The organism is Streptosporangium sp. H16, assembly GCF_051918855.1.
Lineage (GTDB): Bacteria > Actinomycetota > Actinomycetes > Streptosporangiales > Streptosporangiaceae > Streptosporangium.
In genome coordinates this window covers 130,083-148,858 of sequence record NZ_JBPXMD010000009.1, presented here as the reverse complement: position 1 = coordinate 148,858, position 18,776 = coordinate 130,083, and the positions used below count along the sequence as shown (strand labels likewise).

Annotated in this window: 16 protein-coding genes; 6 read left to right on the top strand and 10 right to left on the bottom strand. The window is 70.3% G+C overall.

Translation table 11 applies throughout. From position 1 onward, the window contains the following. Positions 1-60 precede the first annotated feature (60 nt). From ACTOQ2_RS17450 to ACTOQ2_RS17420, 7 genes are all read right to left on the bottom strand, one after another. The gene (locus ACTOQ2_RS17450) at positions 61-822 is read right to left on the bottom strand and encodes a succinate dehydrogenase/fumarate reductase iron-sulfur subunit (RefSeq protein WP_440068383.1); all 762 of its coding nucleotides are present in this window, start codon (positions 820-822) and stop codon (positions 61-63) included. Positions 823-824: 2 nt separating this feature from the next. Continuing rightward, the gene (locus tag ACTOQ2_RS17445; RefSeq protein WP_440100584.1) at positions 825-2,732 is read right to left on the bottom strand and encodes a fumarate reductase/succinate dehydrogenase flavoprotein subunit; all 1,908 of its coding nucleotides are present in this window, start codon (positions 2,730-2,732) and stop codon (positions 825-827) included. Between the two features lie 9 nt (positions 2,733-2,741). After that, positions 2,742-3,527, bottom strand: coding sequence for a hypothetical protein (locus ACTOQ2_RS17440; protein WP_440100583.1), 786 nt, complete (start codon positions 3,525-3,527; stop codon positions 2,742-2,744). Positions 3,528-3,858: 331 nt separating this feature from the next. Beyond that, complete coding sequence (locus ACTOQ2_RS17435; protein ID WP_440100582.1) at positions 3,859-4,308, bottom strand: response regulator; 450 nt, start codon at positions 4,306-4,308, stop codon at positions 3,859-3,861. Beyond that, positions 4,301-5,905, bottom strand: coding sequence for a sensor histidine kinase (locus ACTOQ2_RS17430; RefSeq protein WP_440100581.1), 1,605 nt, complete (start codon positions 5,903-5,905; stop codon positions 4,301-4,303). Before ACTOQ2_RS17430 ends, ACTOQ2_RS17435 begins: the two co-directional genes overlap by 8 nt. 104 nt (positions 5,906-6,009) lie before the next feature. Continuing rightward, complete coding sequence (locus ACTOQ2_RS17425; protein ID WP_440100580.1) at positions 6,010-7,164, bottom strand: PP2C family protein-serine/threonine phosphatase; 1,155 nt, start codon at positions 7,162-7,164, stop codon at positions 6,010-6,012. A gap of 393 nt (positions 7,165-7,557) precedes the next feature. Continuing rightward, positions 7,558-8,490, bottom strand: coding sequence for a LysR family transcriptional regulator (locus tag ACTOQ2_RS17420; protein ID WP_440100579.1), 933 nt, complete (start codon positions 8,488-8,490; stop codon positions 7,558-7,560). 355 nt (positions 8,491-8,845) lie between these two features. Here ACTOQ2_RS17420 and ACTOQ2_RS17415 point away from each other — a divergent pair, with 355 nt between their 5' ends. The 4 genes from ACTOQ2_RS17415 to ACTOQ2_RS17400 all read left to right on the top strand — a co-directional run bounded on the left by ACTOQ2_RS17415 (position 8,846) and on the right by ACTOQ2_RS17400 (position 13,208). Next, a complete protein-coding gene (locus ACTOQ2_RS17415; RefSeq protein ID WP_440100578.1) occupies positions 8,846-9,610 on the top strand; it encodes a succinate dehydrogenase cytochrome b subunit in 765 nt (254 codons plus the stop codon). Positions 9,611-9,716: 106 nt separating this feature from the next. Then, positions 9,717-11,654, top strand: coding sequence for a fumarate reductase/succinate dehydrogenase flavoprotein subunit (locus ACTOQ2_RS17410; RefSeq protein WP_440100577.1), 1,938 nt, complete (start codon positions 9,717-9,719; stop codon positions 11,652-11,654). Further along, positions 11,651-12,388 carry a succinate dehydrogenase/fumarate reductase iron-sulfur subunit gene (locus ACTOQ2_RS17405; RefSeq protein ID WP_440100576.1) on the top strand — a complete coding sequence of 246 codons (738 nt, stop codon included), beginning with the start codon at positions 11,651-11,653 and terminating at the stop codon, positions 12,386-12,388. The genes ACTOQ2_RS17410 and ACTOQ2_RS17405 overlap by 4 nt, the downstream gene beginning before the upstream one ends. 115 nt (positions 12,389-12,503) lie before the next feature. Continuing rightward, positions 12,504-13,208 (top strand): formylglycine-generating enzyme family protein, encoded by a 705-nt coding sequence (locus tag ACTOQ2_RS17400; protein WP_440100575.1) that lies wholly within the window; start codon positions 12,504-12,506, stop codon positions 13,206-13,208. A gap of 114 nt (positions 13,209-13,322) precedes the next feature. Here the strand turns inward: ACTOQ2_RS17400 and ACTOQ2_RS17395 are convergent, their stop codons facing one another. Together ACTOQ2_RS17395 and ACTOQ2_RS17390 are read right to left on the bottom strand one after the other, a co-directional pair. Beyond that, a complete protein-coding gene (locus ACTOQ2_RS17395; RefSeq protein WP_440100574.1) occupies positions 13,323-13,883 on the bottom strand; it encodes a Clp protease N-terminal domain-containing protein in 561 nt (186 codons plus the stop codon). Positions 13,884-13,885: 2 nt separating this feature from the next. Next, positions 13,886-14,119: an RNA polymerase subunit sigma-70 gene (locus ACTOQ2_RS17390; protein ID WP_362685234.1), complete on the bottom strand. Its 234-nt coding sequence runs from the start codon at positions 14,117-14,119 to the stop codon at positions 13,886-13,888. 114 nt (positions 14,120-14,233) lie between these two features. Here ACTOQ2_RS17390 and ACTOQ2_RS17385 point away from each other — a divergent pair, with 114 nt between their 5' ends. Beyond that, positions 14,234-15,925 carry an ABC transporter ATP-binding protein gene (locus tag ACTOQ2_RS17385; protein WP_440100572.1) on the top strand — a complete coding sequence of 564 codons (1,692 nt, stop codon included), beginning with the start codon at positions 14,234-14,236 and terminating at the stop codon, positions 15,923-15,925. A gap of 22 nt (positions 15,926-15,947) precedes the next feature. Next, entirely contained in the window at positions 15,948-17,693 is a 1,746-nt protein-coding gene (locus ACTOQ2_RS17380; protein ID WP_440100571.1) for an ABC transporter ATP-binding protein, read from the top strand. A 72-nt stretch (positions 17,694-17,765) separates the two neighbouring features. Here ACTOQ2_RS17380 and ACTOQ2_RS17375 read toward each other — a convergent pair whose 3' ends face one another. Then, complete coding sequence (locus ACTOQ2_RS17375; RefSeq protein ID WP_440100570.1) at positions 17,766-18,698, bottom strand: SGNH/GDSL hydrolase family protein; 933 nt, start codon at positions 18,696-18,698, stop codon at positions 17,766-17,768. Positions 18,699-18,776: the final 78 nt, after the last annotated feature.

Here is an 18,776-nt window from a genome sequence, read left to right as displayed (position 1 = left end):
CGCGACGGCGCCGCCCCCGGGAGAGTCCGGAGACGGCGCCGTCGTGAGCGGTGGGGAGGGTCAGGTCTTCGAGCCGGAACGCTTGAAGATCTTGTTGCCCAGCCAGACCAGCGGGTCGTACTTGCGGTCGACGACGCGCTCCTTCATGGGGATCAGCGCGTTGTCAGTGATCTTGATGTGCTCGGGGCAGACCTCGGTGCAGCACTTGGTGATGTTGCAGTAGCCGAGACCGTGCTCCTCCTGGGCGGAGTCCTTGCGGTCGGCCACGTCGTACGGGTGCATATCCAGCTCGGCGATCCGCATCAGGAAGCGCGGACCGGCGAAGTTGGTCTTGTTCTCCTCGTGGTCACGGATGACGTGACAGACGTTGTTGCACATGAAGCACTCGATGCACTTGCGGAACTCCTGGGACCGCTCGACGTCGATCTGCTGCATGCGGAACTCGCCCGGCTTCACGTCGGCCGGAGGGGTGAAGGACGGGATCTCCCTGGCCTTCTGGTAGTTGAACGACACGTCCGTGACCAGGTCCTTGATCACCGGGAACGTCCGCATGGGCGTCACGGTGATCGTCTCCTCCTCGGTGAAGGTGGACATCCGGGTCATGCACCCGAGCTTCGGCTTGCCGTTGATCTCCATCGAGCACGAGCCGCACTTGCCGGCCTTGCAGTTCCAGCGGACGGCCAGGTCGGGGGCCTGGGTGGCCTGGAGCCTGTGGATGATGTCGAGGACGACCTCACCCTCGTTCACCTCGACCGTGAAGTCCTCGAGCTTGCCCTCGCCGCCCTCGCCCCGCCACACGCGGAACTTCGCCTTGTAACTCATGGTTACTCCTTGGCCAGCGCGTCAAAGGCGGCCAGCTCTTCCTCGGTGATGTACTTCTTCAGCTCGTCGCGGTCGAAGAGCTTGATGAGGTCGTCCCGCATCGGCGGCTGGACCTGCTCCTGCACCGTGACGCCGGAGCCGTCCGGGGTGAGACCGCAGCGCAGGATCTTGGTCCGCCACTCGGACGACATGCCGGGGAAGTCGTCGCGCGTGTGACCGCCGCGGCTCTCCTGGCGCAGCAGCGCCGCCTTCGCCACGCACTCCGAGACCAGGAGCATGTTGCGCAGGTCGAGGGCGAGGTGCCAGCCCGGGTTGTAGATGCGGCTGCCGGCCGCGCCGACGCCCTGGGCCCGCTCCTTGAGCTTCTCCACCGCCTCCAGCGCCTCGGAGACCTCCTCGGCCTTGCGGATGATGCCGACCAGCTCGTTCATCGTCCGCTGCAGCTCGTGGTGGACCTCGTAGGGGTTCTCGCCCGCGCGCTCCAACGGGGCCAGCGCCTCCGCGCTCGCCTCGGCCACGGCCTCCTCGGAGATCCTCGGCCGGGCCGCCAGGCCGTCCACGTACGAGGCCGCTCCCGCGCCCGCGCGGCGGCCGAACACCAGCAGGTCGGACAGCGAGTTGCCGCCCAGCCGGTTGGAGCCGTGCATGCCGCCGGAGACCTCACCGGCCGCGAACAGGCCGGGCACGTCCGCCGCGCCGGTGTCGGCGTCGACCTCGACGCCGCCCATGATGTAGTGGCAGGTCGGGCCGACCTGCATGGCCTCCTTGGTGATGTCGACGTCGGCCAGCTCCTTGAACTGGTGGTGCATCGACGGCAGCCGCTTGATGATCTCCGCGGCCGGGAGGCGGGTGGAGACGTCCAGGTAGACGCCGCCCTGGGGTGATCCGCGGCCGGCCTTCACCTCGGAGTTGATGGCCCGCGCGACCTCGTCGCGGGGGAGCAGCTCCGGAGGGCGGCGGTTGTTGGCCTGGTCGGTGTACCAGCGGTCGCCCTCCTCCTCGCTGGTGGCGTACTTGTCCTTGAACACCTCGGGGATGTAGTCGAACATGAAGCGCTTGCCCTCGGAGTTTCTCAGCACCCCGCCGTCGCCCCTGACGGACTCGGTGACGAGGATGCCCCGCACCGAGGGCGGCCAGACCATCCCGGTGGGATGGAACTGGATGAACTCCATGTTGATCAGCTTCGCGCCGGCCAGCAGGGCCAGCGCGTGGCCGTCGCCGGTGTACTCCCACGAGTTGGACGTGACCACGTACGACTTGCCGATGCCGCCGGTGGCCAGCACGATCGCGGGGGCGTCGAACAGGATGAGCTTGCCGTTCTCCCGCCAGTAGCCGAAGGCCCCGGAGATCGCGCCGCTCCCGCCGGGCCCCGTCTCCTTGAGCAGGCGGGTCACCGTGCACTCCTGGAAGACCTTGATGTACGCCTCGGCGTCGCCGTGGAGCCTCTCGTCCTCCTGCTGGAGCGCGACCACCCGCTGCTGCAGGGTGCGGATCAGCTCCAGGCCCGTGCGGTCACCGACGTGGGCCAGCCGCGGGTACTCGTGCCCGCCGAAGTTGCGCTGGCTGATCTTGCCGTCCTTGGTGCGGTCGAACAGCGCGCCCCACGCCTCCAGCTCCCAGACCCGGTCGGGGGCCTCCTTGGCGTGCAGCTCGGCCATCCTCCAGTTGTTGAGGAACTTGCCGCCGCGCATGGTGTCACGGAAGTGCACCATCCAGTTGTCGTCGCTGTTGACGTTGCCCATGGCGGCGGCCGCGCCGCCCTCGGCCATGACCGTGTGCGCCTTGCCGAACAGCGACTTGCAGACGATCGCCGTCCGCTTGCCCTGCTGGCGGGCCTCGATGGCCGCCCGCAGACCCGCACCGCCGGCGCCGATGACGACGACGTCGTATTCGTGACGCTCGATTTCCACAGGAGATCCTTATGCGAACGAGAAGGCGATGATGCCCTTGGCGACCAGGCGCACGTACAGGTCGGCGCCCATGACGGAGAACATGGAGATCAGCGCGAGCTGCGAGTGCCTGGCGTTGAGCTTGGAGACGAAGCCCCAGGCCCGGTAGCGGATCGGGTGCTTGGAGAAGTGGTTCAGGCGCCCGGCCGTGATGTGCCGGCAGGAGTGGCACGACAGCGTGTACAGGTTGATCAGGACCGCGTTGGCGATCAGGATCCAGGTGCCCAGGCCGGCCGGCTTCTCGATCAGCGCCTTCACCGCGTCGTACGCGAGGACGAGGCCGATGACGATCGCCGCGTAGAAGAAGTAGCGGTGGATGTTCTGCAGGATCAGCGGGAACCGCGACTCACCGGAGTACTTCGTGTGCGGCTCGTTCACCCCGCAGGCCGGGGGCGAGAGCCAGAACCCCCGGTAGTAGGCCTTGCGGTAGTAGTAGCAGGTGAAGCGGAACCCCGCGGGAAGGCCGAGGATCAGCAGACCGGGAGGCAGGGTGTACCAGTCGCCGAAGGGGGCGAGGCCGAACAGTCGCGCGTCCGGCGGACAGCTCGTCGCCAGACAGGGCGACGCGAACGGCGCGTGGTACGGCGATACGAAGTAGTTTGTATCAAAGATCGCCCACGTGGCGTAGACGAGGAATGCCGTGAAAATGATGAAAGTGACCAGCGGATAGCGCCACCACTGGTCGGTCCGCAGAGTGCGCTCCTTGATCTGCGCACGTTGCCTTCTGGCCGGGCTCTCGGCCGTTGTCTGGGTCATCGAGACCTCTCCACCTCCCGCGGACCCCGCTCGCCCAGGGGTCCGGGTTGTTTCAGTTGTGCCGCGCGTCCGGGCCATCGTCGCGCCGGCTCACACGTGCGCGCGCATGTTGGTGGGGGATACGTTACGACGGAGCCCAGGGGTTGTGTGTAAGGGGTCTCTCACAATTTCACTGACCCGGTGTGATTCCTGTCACGTTCGTCTGGCAGGAGTCCCTCGCCTGCGACGTCTCACGAGGTGGACGATCACAGGGAGGTCTCGGGAGGTTGTGGAGGCGGCTGTGGCGAAGGGGCGACCCCTGTTCTCCCCCCGCCCGTGCCCCGGCGGGCCGTCAGTAGTGCTGGCTGGAGTTGGGCAGCTTGACGACGGTCACGAAGAAGTCGTCGATCCGCCGGACCACGCTGATGAACTGGTCGAAGTCGACCGGCTTGGAGACGTAGGCGTTGGCGTGCAGGTTGTAGCTGCGCAGGATGTCCTCCTCGGACTCCGACGTGGTCAGCACGACCACCGGGATCCCGCGGAGCTTCTCGTCGGCCTTGATGTCCTGGAGCACCTCCCGGCCGTCCTTGCGGGGCAGGTTGAGGTCGAGCAGGATCAGGTCGGGCCGGGGCGCGTCGGCGTAGCCGCCCTCCTTGCGCAGGAAGGCCATGGCCTGCTCGCCGTCGTTGACCACGTGCAGCTTGTTGCGGACCTTGTTGAGCTCGAAGGCCTCCCGCGTCAGCAGGACGTCGCCCGGGTCGTCCTCGACCAGGAGCACGTCGATCCAGCGCAGGTCATTCATCGGTGTCTCCTGTGGGAAGGGTCCAGCGGAAGGTCGTGCCCGACGTGGCGGTTTTCCCGACGTTCTCGCTGTTCTCGGTCTTTTCGGCGATTGCGGTGTTCTCGGCGTTCTTGGCGTTCTTGGCGGTCTCGCCGCCTCCGGCGGCCTCGGTGTCCACCCAGATGCGGCCACCGTGGTACTCGACGATCTTCTTGCAGAGCGCCAGCCCGATGCCCGTGCCCGCGTACACGTCCCGGCCGTGCAGGCGCTGGAAGATGAGGAAGATGCGGTCAGTGTATTTACTGTCGATACCGATGCCGTTGTCGGTGCAGGAGAACTCCCACATGTCCCCGTCGCGCCGCACCCCGATGTGGATCACCGGCGGTTCCTGCGAGTGGAACTTGATCGCGTTGCCGATGAGGTTCTGGAAGAGCTGGGTCAGTTGCGCCCGGTTGCCGTACACCTCGGGCAGCTCGTCGTGGGTCACCGTCGCCCCGGCGTCCTCGATGGTGGCGCCGAGGTTGTTCAGCGCGGCCTTGAACGGCACGGTGGCGTCGATCCTGGTGCGCTCGCCGCCCATCCTGCCGACCCGGGAGAAGTCGAGCAGGTCGTTGATCAGCATCTGCATGCGCTTGGCGCCGTCGACGGAGAAGGCGATGTACTGCTTGGCGCGCTCGTCGAGCTGGTCGCCGTAGCGCTGATCGAGCATCTGGGTGAAACTGGCCACCTTGCGCAGCGGCTCCTGCAGGTCGTGGCTGGCCACGTAGGCGAACTGCTCGAGCTCGCCGTTGGAGCGCTTCAGCTCCGCCGCCTGGTCCTCCAGCTTGCGCCGCGTCTCCGAGGACCGGCGCCACTCGGCGAGGATGCGGCGGCGCATCGCGTCGACATGGCCCGACAGCTCGGACAGCTCGGCCGGACGCTCCACCCTGAGCTTGTGGTCGAAATCGCCCTGGGCGACCGCGCGGACCTGCTGGTTCAGCTCGGCCAGCGGACGGAGCACCGCGTACCGCACGATGAGCACCGCGGCGATCCCGGCCACGACCAGCGCCGAGGCCACCCCGATGAGCGCGAGGTACAGGGCCCGCCAGCCGAGGTCGAACCGGACGACACCGGCCTCGTGCAGCCGGTTCAGGTGGCTCTGTAGCCCCGCGAGGGACTGGCGGACCTCGTTGAACCGGGTGGCGTTGATGGAGGCGTTCTGCCGGGCGGCGTCGGTCTTCAGGGTCGGTACGGCGGCGATGACCGTCTCCGCGTAGTCGCGCCGCCAGGCATCTCCCGCGGCTCTCAGCTCGGCCACCTCGGCGGTGACCGCCTGCCGTTCCGGCATTCGGGGGAGCAGCGCGACGAGCGTGTCCAGCGAGGTCTTCTCCGCGGCGATCGCGTTCCGGTAGTCCCGCAGGGAGGTTTCCTCGTTGGTCCTGCCGTACGCCCGCACCGAGCTCTCCTGCGAGGTCATCGCGTTGGAGATCTCCAGAAGGCGCAGCGCCGCCGGGTCGACGACGTCGACCAGCGACTCCCTGGCCTCTCGCGTCTCCTCGATCGCCTTGATCGTGATGACGGCCGAGACCATGAAGACCAGCGCGATGCCCACCCCGGCGAGCGTGAACCAGCGTCCCACCGGAAGGTTCCCGAACCCCTTCGCGGGGGTGAGCGCGGGCAGGGGGCGAGGACTGAGGCCGTGATCCGGGCGCTCCGAACGGTCAGGACGGTCCGAACGGTCGGTCATCGTTTTCCGCTTCGAGAGATGAGCACGGTCGCCAGGTCGTCGCTGAGCGCGTCGCGGTTCAGCTCGATGACGCGTTCGATGAGCCGGTCGAGCTCGATCCCGCCCTGCTCCTGGACGAGCCTGAGCAGGCCCTCGGTGCCGAGCAGGTCGGGCCCGCCGCCCACGGTGGCCTCGATCAGGCCGTCGGTGTAGAGCAGCAGCGACCAGTCGTCGCCGAGCGGAACGTCGATCGCCGTCCACTGGACGTCCTGGAAGATTCCCAGCGGGGGCCCCGAGGGGGTGCCGGGCACCACGCCGATCACGCCGTCGCGGATCAGCAGCGGCGGCGGGTGGCCGACCACGTGCATCCGCGCCCGGTCGAGCGTGGGGTCGATCGTGGCGATGCACAGGGTGGTGAAGATCTCCGCTGACTTGCGCTCCAGGCGGAGCACCGACTCCAGGGTGCCGAGCAGCTCGTTGCCGGTGTGGCCGGCCAGGACCAGGGTCCGCCAGGCGATCCTGAGCGCGACACCCAGGGCGGCCTCGTCGGGGCCGTGCCCGCACACGTCGCCGACCACCACGTGGACGGCGCCGTCGGGGCTCTGCACGGTGTCCCAGAAGTCACCGGCCAGAAGGGCGCGCCTGCGCCCCGGCAGGTAGCGGGCCTGGTGGTCCAGGACCCCGGGGGCCAGCAGCGGGACCGGCAGGAGCCCGCGTTCGAGGCGGGAGTTCTCCTTGGTGAGCAGCTCGGCCTCGACCAGCCTGCGCTGGGCCAGGTCGGCGCGCTTGCGCTCTATCGAGTAGCGGATCGCCCGCGCCAGCAGGCGGGCCTCCACGTCCTGCTTGACCAGGAAGTCCTGGGCGCCGGCGGCGACGGCCTCCACGCCGACGTGGGTGTCGTTCAGGCCGGTAAGCACGAGCACGGCGGCGTGCGGAGCCATCGACAGCACCTGCTCCAGCGCCTCGAGGCCGGTCGCGTCGGGCAGGGAGAGGTCGACGAGCACGCACCGCACGTCCTCGGTGAGGCGCTCCCGGCTCTCGGCCATGCTGCGCACCCAAATGATCTTGGGTGGGTTGTCCGCCTCGCTGAGCAGTTCCTCCACGAGGAAGGCGTCGCCCGCGTCGTCCTCGATGAGGAGGAGTGTGAGCGTTTCATTGGCGGGGGCGGTCACTGACGCCTCTTCGTGAGATCGGGAGAACCTGTCGACGCTACGTAGAATAGTGTGACACCGGGACTTAGAGGGTGTTGATCAGTTCCCGTGATCCACGCGGCCGATATCGTGACCTGCCGCACGTCAGGAACGCGTCACAACGGCCGTCGAGCACCCGTCGAACGCCCGCCCGGGCATCCATGGCCGCGGCCCGGCCGCACGGCCCGCAAACCCCCGCCGTCGCACGCGGCGAGCGCCCGCGCCGCGTGCCGCGGTGACGGTTTCCTGAGCGGATCCGCCGGACGGGGGCGGGCTCTCGGTTACCGGTCCTCGGTGATCAGCTCTTGGCGACCGGCGACCGGCGACCGGCGACCGGCGACCGGCGACCGGCGACCGGCGACCGGTTCTCGGTGATCAGCTCTCGGTGATCAGATCGAGTCCCTGGGGGAGGCTGCCGTCGCGGGCGGCCTCGGTGAGGAAGAGGAGAAGGGCCGAGCGGAAGGCCTGCGCGGCGCGGGTGGGCTCGACGTCCTTGCGGTGCGCGATGGCTATGGTGCGGCGCAGCCCGGGGGGTGCCAGCGGCGTCCCGGACAGTCCCGGGCGGCCGTCCAGCACCATCGAGGGAACCAGTGCGATCCCCAGCCCGGCCTCCACGAAGCGCAGCACGGCGTCCATCTCGCCGCCCTCCACCGCGAACCTGGGCTCGAACCCGGCCTGCCTGCAGGCGCTGAGCGTCGCCTCCCGCAGGTCGTACCCGCGCCTGAACATCACCATCGGCCGCCGCCGCAACTCCTCGATGCGCACGTACGGCCGGCGGGGGTGATCGTTGGAGGGGGAGGCGACGACGAGGTTCTCCCGCAGGATCTCCTCGGTGACGAGGGCGGGATCGTCGCTGTGCAGCGGCATGATGATCAGCGCCAGGTCGAGCTGGCCGCGGGCGAGGGTGCGGACCAGGTCGCGGGAGCCGCCCTCCTCCACGAACAGCTCGATGCCGGGGTAGGCGTGGTGGAACCTGGCCAGCGCGTCGGCGAGCAGCCCGGCGCAGAGCGAGGGGGTCGCGCCCAGCCGGACCCGTCCCCGGCGCAGTCCCGCGAGCTCGCCGACCTCGCTCCTGGCGGTCTCGGCGTCGGCCAGCATCCTGCGGGCCAGCGGCAGCAGCGCCTCACCCGCCGGGGTCAGCGTGACGTTCCCCCGGGCGCGGCTGAACAGCGGCGCGCCGAGCTCGGACTCCAGGGCCTTGATCTGCTTGCTCAGCGAAGGCTGGGCGACGCGCATCCCCTCGGCCGCCTGGGTGAAGTGCCGGGCCTCGGCGACCGCCACGAAGTAGGCCAGTTGCTGGAGCTGCACGTTTCCCTAGCGTAGGGGCTCTTTCGCGTACGGTCCCCCCGGGTGTGCGCGTTGCCGGGGGGCGAGTCGCCGGGCGGGTGAGGTCCTGGGCGCCGAGGACCCGCCGGGGACCTCGAGCGTCTGGGATCCCGGACGCGGGACCCATAGCGCACGGGTCCTGCGGCCTCGGATCCGGGGCGGGCGGTGGCGTGCGAGACGATGTGAGGATTTGGCGGGGAAGTTGTGAGATTGCTCGCACCACCCCGGGGCCGCGGCCCCGGAAGCCGCAGGACGCAGAGTCAATAGCCGCAGGCTATGGAAACCACATCCATGATGACTTGGACGCCGGTAAACCCTCCTACCTAGCGTGACGAACGTGACTGCCACGATTGAGCGCGGATCCGCCACCGCGTCGGTGAAACCCACGGCGGACGCCCCAGTGAAGCCGGCGCCGCCCAGGCGGCGGGGCGGTTTCCTCCGCTCCTCCAACGGCAAGAAGGCCGTGATGGCCGTCACGGGCGCCTTGATGGTGCTCTTCCTTGTCGGCCACATGGTCGGAAACCTCAAGAGCTTCTTCGGCGCCGAGTCCTTCAACTCCTACGCGGCCTTCCTGCGGACCGTGGGCGAGCCGATCCTCCCGTACCGCACCCTGCTGACCGCCATCGAGATCGGGCTGGTCGTCACGGTCGGGCTGCACATGTGGTCGGCGATCTCCCTGGCCCGGCGGGCGCGCAAGGCCCGTCCGGTCAGGTACGCGGCCAGGCGCAAGTCCCGGGCGAGCGGCTACGCGGTCCACACCATGCGCTACGGCGGCGTCGTCATCGTGCTGTTCGTGGTCTACCACCTGCTGGACCTGACGTTCGGCGCGGTCAACCCGGCGGGTGCCGGCTCCACCCCGTACGAGCGCCTGGTCGAGGGCTTCGCGCCGTCCCGCTGGTGGATCACCCTGTTCTACGTGCTCGCGGTCGTCATGGTCGGCCTGCACCTGCGCCACGGCCTGTGGAGCGCCTTCCAGACGCTCGGCCTGGCGGGCCGCCGCAGCTACCGCTCGCTGAAGGCCACCGCCACGGGCCTGTCGGCGCTGCTGGTCGTCGGCTTCCTCGCGGTCCCGGTCGCGGTCGTCATCGGAGTGATCAAGTGAGCGGGGCCCGGCGTGACGGGCACGACGGCGTACGAGGAGCGGATCTCCCGTACGGCGGACGAGAGGCGGACCTTCCGCATGGCGAGCGAGGAGCGGTGAGCGGGGCATGACCACGGGATACACGGGATACACGGAGGGCGCGCCGATCCGCGACACCAAGGCCCCCGACGGCCCGATCGAGGACCGCTGGGAGAAGCGCAAGTTCGGCGCCAAGCTGGTCAACCCGGCCAACAAGCGCAAGCTCAACGTCATCGTCGTGGGCACGGGGCTGGCGGGCGGCTCGGCCGCCGCGACGCTCGGCGAGCTGGGCTACAACGTCAAGTCCTTCTGCTACCAGGACACGCCCCGGCGCGCGCACTCCATCGCGGCCCAGGGCGGCATCAACGCGGCCAAGAACTACCGGGGCGACGGCGACTCGATCTACCGGCTGTTCTACGACACGGTCAAGGGCGGCGACTTCCGCGCCCGCGAGTCCAACGTCTACCGGCTCGCCCAGGTCAGCGTGAACATCATCGACCAGGCCGTGGCCCAGGGCGTGCCGTTCGCCCGCGAGTACGGCGGCCTGCTCGACACCCGCTCTTTCGGCGGCGCGCAGGTCTCCCGCACCTTCTACGCCAGGGGTCAGACGGGCCAGCAGCTGCTGCTCGGCGCGTACCAGGCGCTGGAGCGGCAGATCGCGGCAGGAACCGTCGAGATGCACACCCGCCACGAGATGCTCGACCTGATCGTCTCCGACGGCCGGGCGCGCGGCGTCATCGTCCGCGACATGGTCACCGGCGAGATCGAGCGGCACCTGGCCGACGCGGTCGTGCTGGCCAGCGGCGGGTACGGCAACGTGTTCTTCCTGTCGACCAACGCCAAGGGCTGCAACACCACGGCGATCTGGCGGGCGCACCGGCGCGGCGCGATGTTCGCCAACCCCTGTTACACCCAGATCCACCCGACCTGCATCCCGGTCAGCGGCGAGTACCAGTCGAAGCTGACCCTGATGTCGGAGTCGCTGCGCAACGACGGCCGCGTGTGGGTGCCGCTGGAGCGGGGCGACACCCGCCCGGCCTCGGAGATCCCCGAGGAGGAGCGCGACTACTACCTGGAGCGCATCTACCCGGCGTTCGGCAACCTGGTCCCGCGCGACATCGCCTCCCGCGCCGCCAAGAACGTCTGCGACGAGGGCCGCGGCGTCGGCCCCGGCGGGCTGGGCGTCTACCTCGACTTCGCCGACGCGATCCGCCGGCTGGGCCGCGACGCGGTGGAGAAGAAGTACGGCAACCTCTTCGAGATGTACGAGCGCATCACCGGCGAGGACCCCTACGCCCAGCCGATGCGCATCTACCCGGCCGTCCACTACACGATGGGCGGCCTGTGGGTGGACTACGACCTGCAGTCCACGATCCCGGGCCTGTTCGTGATCGGCGAGGCCAACTTCTCCGACCACGGCGCCAACCGCCTCGGCGCGTCCGCGCTGATGCAGGGCCTGGCCGACGGCTACTTCGTGCTGCCGACCACGATCGGCGACTACCTCGCGAACGGTCCGTACGGCGAGGTCGACGAGGAGGCCGTGGCCGAGGCCGAGGTCGCGGTGCGCGAGAAGATCGCCAGGCTGCTGTCGAACGACGGGGACCGCACCGCCGACTCCTACCACCGCGAGCTGGGCAAGATCATGTGGGACTACTGCGGCATGGAGCGCACCGAGGAGTCGCTGCGCAAGGCCCTGGAACGGATCCCCGAGCTGCGCGAGGAGTTCTGGAGGAACGTGAAGGTCTCCGGCGAGGCCGGAGAGCTCAACCAGGCGCTGGAGCGGGCCGGGCGGGTGGCCGACTTCTTCGACCTGGCCGAGCTGATGTGCATCGACGCGCTGCACCGCACCGAGTCGTGCGGCGGCCACTTCCGCGCCGAGTCGCAGGATGCCGACGGCGAGGCCCTGCGCGACGACGAGCACTTCGCCTACGTCGCCGCCTGGGAGTACGGGGAGCAGGGTCCGATCCTGCACAAGGAAGATCTCGACTACGAGTACGTCAAGATGAGCCAGCGGAGCTACAAGTGAATCTCACTCTCAAGGTCTGGCGGCAGAACGGTCCCGAGGACAAGGGCCGCATGGTCACCTACCGGGTCGAGGACGTGTCCCCGGACATGTCCTTTCTGGAGATGCTCGACGTCCTCAACGAGCGGCTCATCCTGGAGGGCGACGACCCGGTCGCCTTCGACCACGACTGCCGCGAGGGCATCTGCGGCATGTGCGGCATGGTCATCAACGGTGTCGCGCACGGCGAGCAGGTGGCCACCACCACCTGCCAGCTGCACATGCGGCACTTCGAGGACAACGCGGTCATCACCATCGAGCCGTGGCGCGCCGCGCCCTTCCCGGTGGTGAAGGACCTGGTCGTGGACCGCTCGGCGTTCGACCGCATCATCCAGGCGGGCGGTTTCGTCTCCGTCCCGGCGGGATCGGCCCCCGACGCGCACAGCGTCCCGGTGAAGAAGGCCGACGCCGACGCGGCGTTCGACGCGGCCACCTGCATCGGCTGCGGCGCCTGCGTCGCCGCCTGCCCGAACGGCTCGGCCTCCCTCTTCACCGCCGCCAAGATCACCCACCTGGGTCTGCTGCCGCAGGGCCAGCCCGAGCGCGACTCCCGCGCCAAGGCCATGGTCGAGCAGATGGACGCGGAGGGCTTCGGCGGCTGTACCAACACCGGCGAGTGCACGGCGGTCTGTCCCAAGGGCATCCCGCTGGACACCATCGCCCAGATGAACCGCGACTACCTGCGCGCCGCCAAGTAGGTTCCCCGGAGACGGGAGTCGCCCCTGTCGGGGGCGGCTCCCGTTTTCCCGTTCCGGATCGGGGTCGCCCCGGCCTGCCGCCGGCACGAACCGATCGCAGAGGAGAGAACCCGCGATGAGTCCCGAACCGACGCCGCCCCAGGCGGTCGCCGAGCGCATGGCCGAGCACATGGCCGAGATTCCCGGGGGGAGGACCTTCCTGCGGGACGAGGGGACGAAGAGGATCTGGAAGGTCGAGATCGAGGCCTTCCGGCTGGCGCCGCATCCCGTGACCCGCGAGCTGTACCGCGCCGTCCTGGGCGAGGTGCCCGCGAGTCCTGCGGGCCCTCGGACGCCGGTGACCGAGGTCTCCTGGATGGAGGCGGTCCGGTTCTGCAATCTCCTCTCCCGGACGGCGGGGCTCGACCCCTGTTACTCGACGGGCGACGACCGTGACGGGCAGGACGTGGTCTGCGACTGGGGTGCCGACGGCTATCGCCTCCCCTCCGAGGCCGAGTGGGAGTACGCGTGCAGGGCCGGGACCTCCGGCGTCCGCTACGGGGAGCTGGACGACATCGCCTGGCACCGGGGGAACTCCGGCGGCGAGGTGCGTGACGTGGCGACCAGGGCGCCGAACGCGTGGGGCCTCCACGACATGATCGGCAACGTGTGGGAGTGGTGCTGGGACGTCTACGACCCCGAGGTCTACGGTCCCTACCGCGTGTTCCGCGGCGGAGGCGCGTACGACCTCCCCCGGGGATGCCGGGCGTCGTGTCGCCGCAAGAGCCACCCGACCTTCCGCGTCGACGACCTCGGGTTCCGGCTCGCCCGATCCCGCTGAGCGCTCAGCGGGACACGGAGAACGGTGAGCGGCGAGGGGCGCCGGTGAGCGGGGACGGTGAGTGGCGACGCGCCCGCCCGCCGGCCGCGTACCCGGCCTCCCCAGCCGGTACGGCTAGCCGAGCTCGGCGACGATCTCCTGCCGCAGGCTCGCGGCGTCGAGGCCCGCGTCGGCCAGCACCTTGCTGCCCAGACCCTGTCCCTCGCGCAGGATGCCCAGGAGGATGTGGCCGTCGCCGATGTAGTTGTGCTTGAGGCTGATGGCCTCGCGCAGGGACAGCTCCAGGGTCTTCTTCGCCCGGGGGCTGAAGGGGACGTGGAAGCCGCCGAACACGCGGCCCCGCCGCTCGGTGTCGGGCCTGCGGTCCAGGGCGCCCGGCCCGAAGGCCGCCTCCACCTTCTCCCTGATGGCCGACAGGTCGATGCCGATCGACTCCAGAGCCTCGGCGTCGAGCGCGTCGCCCGGCTTCTGCGGGGTGAGGCGGACGACCGACCGGTAGGCGCCGTCGTGGTCGAGGCCGTGACGGCCCAGCACCCGCGCGGAGAGGCTTTCCGGCTGGTCGAGCAGGCCGAGCAGGATGTGCTCGGTGCCGATGACGTCGTGCCGCAGCCTGCGGGCGTTCTCCTGCGCGAGGGTCACCGCCTGGCGGGCCTCGCGGTGGAACCGTTCGAACATCGCTATCTCTCCCGTCTCAGCAAACCTCGGCCACCCGCGTACTTCTTGTGCACCGCCTGCCGGGTCACTTCCAGGCAGTGCGCGATCTCCTGCCAGGACCAGCCCTGGTCCCGTGCGTTCTCCACCTGGAGGGCCTCCAGCCGGTCGACCAGCGTCCGCAGTGCCCGCACGGCCCGCAGGCCCACGGCCGGATCGCGGCTACCGGCGTCGGATGCCAGTTGCGCCGTATCACTCATGTCGTCAATCTAAGTTGACATGAGCCATTTGTCAACTCTGATTGACGGCGACACGCCCGAGGGGCCGAAAATGATTTGCCTGGTCAGGGCGGAGTTTGTGACCCTTGCAGAGCCATGCGCTCCTTACCCGCCGCCGATCCCGGCGTTCCCGATGCCCGCAGCCCGGTCAGATACCTGCGGTGGGTGATCCGCATGCAGGGGGGCCCGATGGTCCTCGGCATCGTCTACGCCATCCTGTGGTGGCTCGCGATGGCGCTCGTGCCGTACGCGATGGGCAAGGGGATCGACGCCATCACGGCCAGGGACGTGTCGTCCCTGACCACCTGGGGCGGGGTGGTGCTCGCCCTGGGGATCGCGCAGGCCGTCACGGGCGTCCTGCGCCACCGGATGGCCGTCTACAACTGGCTGGCCGCCGCCTACCGGACCGTCCAGGTCACCGCGAGGCAGTCGACCCGGCTGGGCGCGACCCTGCCCAAGCGCATGTCCACCGGCGAGGTGGTCAGCGTCGGCAACTCCGACATCGCCCACATCGGCAACGCGGTCGACATCATGCTCCGGGGCAGCGGCGCGATCGTCGCCATCGCCGTCGTGACCGTCATCCTGATGAGCAGCTCGCCGCCGCTGGGCCTGACGGTCCTGGTGGGCCTGCCCCTCATGGCGGTCGCCGTCGCCCCCCTGCTCAAGCCGCTGCACCGCCGCCAGAACGCCCACCGCGACCTGCAGGGCGACCTGTCCACCCGCGCCGCCGACATCGTCACCGGCCTGCGGGTGCTGCGCGGCATCGGCGGCGAGCGGGTCTTCGCCGACCGTTACGGCGCCGAGTCCCAGCGGGTGCGTCACGCGGGCGTGCGGGTGGCCTCCGTCGAGTCCCTGCTGGAGGGCGCGCAGGTCCTGCTGCCGGGGCTGCTGGTCACCGGCGTGACCTGGCTCGGCGCCACCTTCGCGATGCGCGGCGAGATCAGCGCCGGTCAGCTCGTCGCCTTCTACGGCTACGCCGCCTTCCTGATCGCCCCCGTGCGCACCCTCACCGAGGCCGCCGACAAGCTGACCAAGGGGCACGTCGCCGCCCGCAGGGTGGTGCGCATCCTCGCGCTGCGGCCCGAGGTGGAGGGCGGCACCGGACGCTCCGAGGGCGGCCTGCTGCGCGACGTGGCCTCCGGGGTGGCAGTGCGCCCCGGCGTGCTCACCGCCGTCGCGGCGGCCGTTCCCGAGGAGGCGGCGACCATCGCCGACCGGCTCGGCCGCTACAGCGAGGGCGACGTCGACTTCGGCGACGTGGCGCTGGAGACCCTGCCGATCTCCGAGGTGCGCCGCCGCGTCCTCGTCGCCGACAACGACGCCAAGCTGTTCGCCGGGGTGCTCAGGGAGGAGCTCGACGTCACCGGCCGGGCCACGGCCGAGGAGCTCGGCCATGCGCTGCGGGCCGCGTGCGCCGAGGACATCGTCGAGGCGCTGCCCGGCGGTCTCGACGGGCGCGTCGCCGAGGCGGGCCGGGAGTTCTCCGGCGGCCAGCAGCAGCGGCTCCGGCTCGCCAGGGCGCTCACCCTCGACCCGGAGGTGCTCATCCTCATCGAGCCCACCAGCGCGGTCGACGCCCACAGCGAGGCGCGCATCGCCGACCGGCTGGCCAAGGCCCGCGCCGGCAAGACCACGCTGGTCTGCACGACCAGCCCGCTGGTGCTCGACCGCACCGATCACGTCATCTACGTCGAGGGAGGCGTCGTGCGCGCCGAGGGCACGCACCGGGAGCTGCTCGCCGCCCACCCGGGTTACACCGCCGTCGTCACCCGGGGGGAGACGTCATGAGCAGGACCCGGAGGGAGACGTCATGAGCAGGCAGATTCTGCCCGTCGCCGACCAGGCGCAGGTCCGGGCGTACGCCCGCAGGCTCACCCTGAAGTACCCCCGCGACCTGACCGTGGCCTTGCTCCTGCACGCCCTGGCCGCCGTCGCGGGCCTGGCGGTGCCGTGGCTGCTCGGCGGTCTCGTCCAGGGCGTCCATGACGGCTCCGGGATCGACGTCACCCAGGTGGCGCTGGCCATCGGCGGCTTCGTGGTCGCCCAGGCGGTGCTGGTCAGGTTCGCCGTCTACGCCTCCTCCAGGCTCGGCGAGAAGGTCCTCGCCGAACTGCGCGAGGAGTTCGTCGAGCGGGTGCTCGGCCTGCCGCTGTCCACGGTCGAGCGCGCCGGGTCGGGCGACCTGATCTCGCGGACCTCGCGTGACGTCGACTCGCTGTCGCGCACGGTGCGGCACGCCGTGCCCGAGACGCTGATCGCGCTGGTCACCTGCGTGATCACCGTCGGCGCGCTGGTGCTGGTCGGGCCGTTGCTCGCGCTGCCCTCGCTGCTGGCCGTCCCCATCCTGTGGATCTCCACCCGCTGGTATCTCAAGCGGGCCAGGGACGGCTACCTGCGCGAGAGCGCGGCGTACGCCGACATGACCGACGGCCTGGCCGAGACGGTCAACGGCGCTCGCGCGGTGGAGGCCCTGGGCCTGCAGAGGCGGCGCCACCAGCGCACCGACGCCGACATCGCCGAGTCGTGGGCGGCCGAGAGATACACGATGGGGCTGCGCACGGTCTGGTTCCCCTCGGTCGAGCTCGGCTACGTGATCCCGATCGTGGCGACGCTGGTCATCGGCGGCATCTTCTACATCCGGGGCTGGGTCTCGCTGGAGCAGGTCACCGCCGCCACGCTGTACGTCCAGCAGCTCATCGACCCGCTCGACCGGCTGCTCATGTGGATCGACGAGCTCCAGGTCGGCGGCGCCTCCATGGCCCGCCTGCTGGGCGTCGCCGAGGTGCCCGACGACCGCGAGGCCGGCTCCGCCGCCCCCGAGGGTAGCGAGCTGAACGCTGACGGCGTCCGCTACGCCTACCGCGAGGGCCACGACGTGCTGCACGGCATCGACCTGACGGTCAGGCCCGGCGAGCGGCTCGCCATGGTCGGCCCGTCAGGGGCCGGCAAGTCCACGCTGGGACGCCTGCTCGCGGGCGTCCACGGCCCCCGCACCGGCGCGGTCACGGTCGGCGGCGTCCCGCTGGTCGAGCTGCCCCTGGACGACCTGCGCGGCCATGTCGCCCTGGTGACCCAGGAGCACCACGTCTTCCGGGGCACCGTACGCGACAACGTGCTCATCGCCCGGCCGGACGCCGACGACGCGCGGGTCCGCGAGGTGCTGGAGGCCGTCAACGCCTGGGAGTGGGTCGAGGCCCTGCCGGAAGGACTCGACACGGCCGTCGGCTCCGGCGGCGAGGCCGTCCCCGCCGCCCAGGCGCAGCAGTTGGCCCTGGCCCGGCTGGTCCTGGCCGACCCGCACACCCTCGTCCTCGACGAGGCCACCTCGCTGATCGACCCCCGCGCCGCCCGCCACCTGGAACGCTCGCTCGCCGCCGTCCTCGACGGCCGCACCGTCATCGCCATCGCCCACCGCCTCTACACGGCCCACGACGCCGACCGCGTCGCGGTGGTGGAGGACGGCCGCATCAGCGAGCTCGGCTCCCACGACGAGCTGGTCGCGGCGGGAGGCTCGTACGCGGCGCTGTGGAGCAGCTGGCACGGAACCTCCAGGTGAGAGCGGGTTTCTGTGGCTCTCACCTGGAGGGCGCCGTCCCCGGTTCGTTCCGCCCGCTTCCCGGAAGCCGGGTCAGGGGGCGGCGAGGATCGGGACCTTGCGCTGGATGAGGGCGGCGAGGGCGGCATGGCCCTGCCGGTTGAGGTGCAGCACCGCGACGCCGCCCTCCTGGCCGGGGGCGAGGGCATCGAATCCCCGGTAGAACGGGTCGGTCGACTCGCACAGCGAGTGCCCGGCGAACTCGGGGCGCAGGGTCGTCGAGTTCAGGTGCGGGCCGACGAACCGGATGTTGACCCCGCGTGCTCTGGCGGCCTGCGCGGTCCTGGACAGGGTCGCGTCCAGCGCGCCGGAGACCTTCGCCCCCGCCAGACGCTCCTCGGGGCTGAAGACACCGGCGTCGCAGATCGGGTCGAGTTGTACGCCGGTGGCGTTCTGGCCACGGGTGACCGCCCTGCCGTACCCGGTCATGACGATCTGGGCGCGAGGGCTGCGACGCCTGATCTCGGTGAGGAGGCCGCTCAGGGACCGCTTCAGGGCGGGCATGCGGTCGAGGATCGCCGCGGTGGGCGCGCCCGTGCAGTCCGCCTGGACGCACACGTTGCCGTATCCGGCGAAGTCGACGTCGTTGCCGCCGATGTTCAGCGTCACCAGATCGGTGTTCCGGCGGAGCGCGTCGAGCTGCGGGGGTTCTCCCTTGAACGTCTGCCGCAGATCCTGGATGGCCGCGCCGCTGCACATGACGTTGGTGAATTTCACATTCGTGCCGCGCTGCCGGAGCTCCTCGACGAGGATCGCGGAGGAGGAGTTGCGGCTGCGGTAACAGGTCCCCTCGGTGCCCGGCTCGTAGTCTCCGGCTCCCGTGCCGGATCCGTAGGAGTCGCCCAGCGCCACCACGTCGAAGGACGGTGTGACACCGGCCGTCGCCGCGGCGGCGGGAGCCGTCGTCCCGGCGGCCAGGACGAGGCCCGCGAGGCCTGCGGCGATTCTCGTGCGAGTGACCATCATCAGTGGTGGATCCTCCCGTGAAGACGACGAAGGCCACGGCGACAGGAACTACCCCACCCCCGTGGCGCCCCCCCTGCG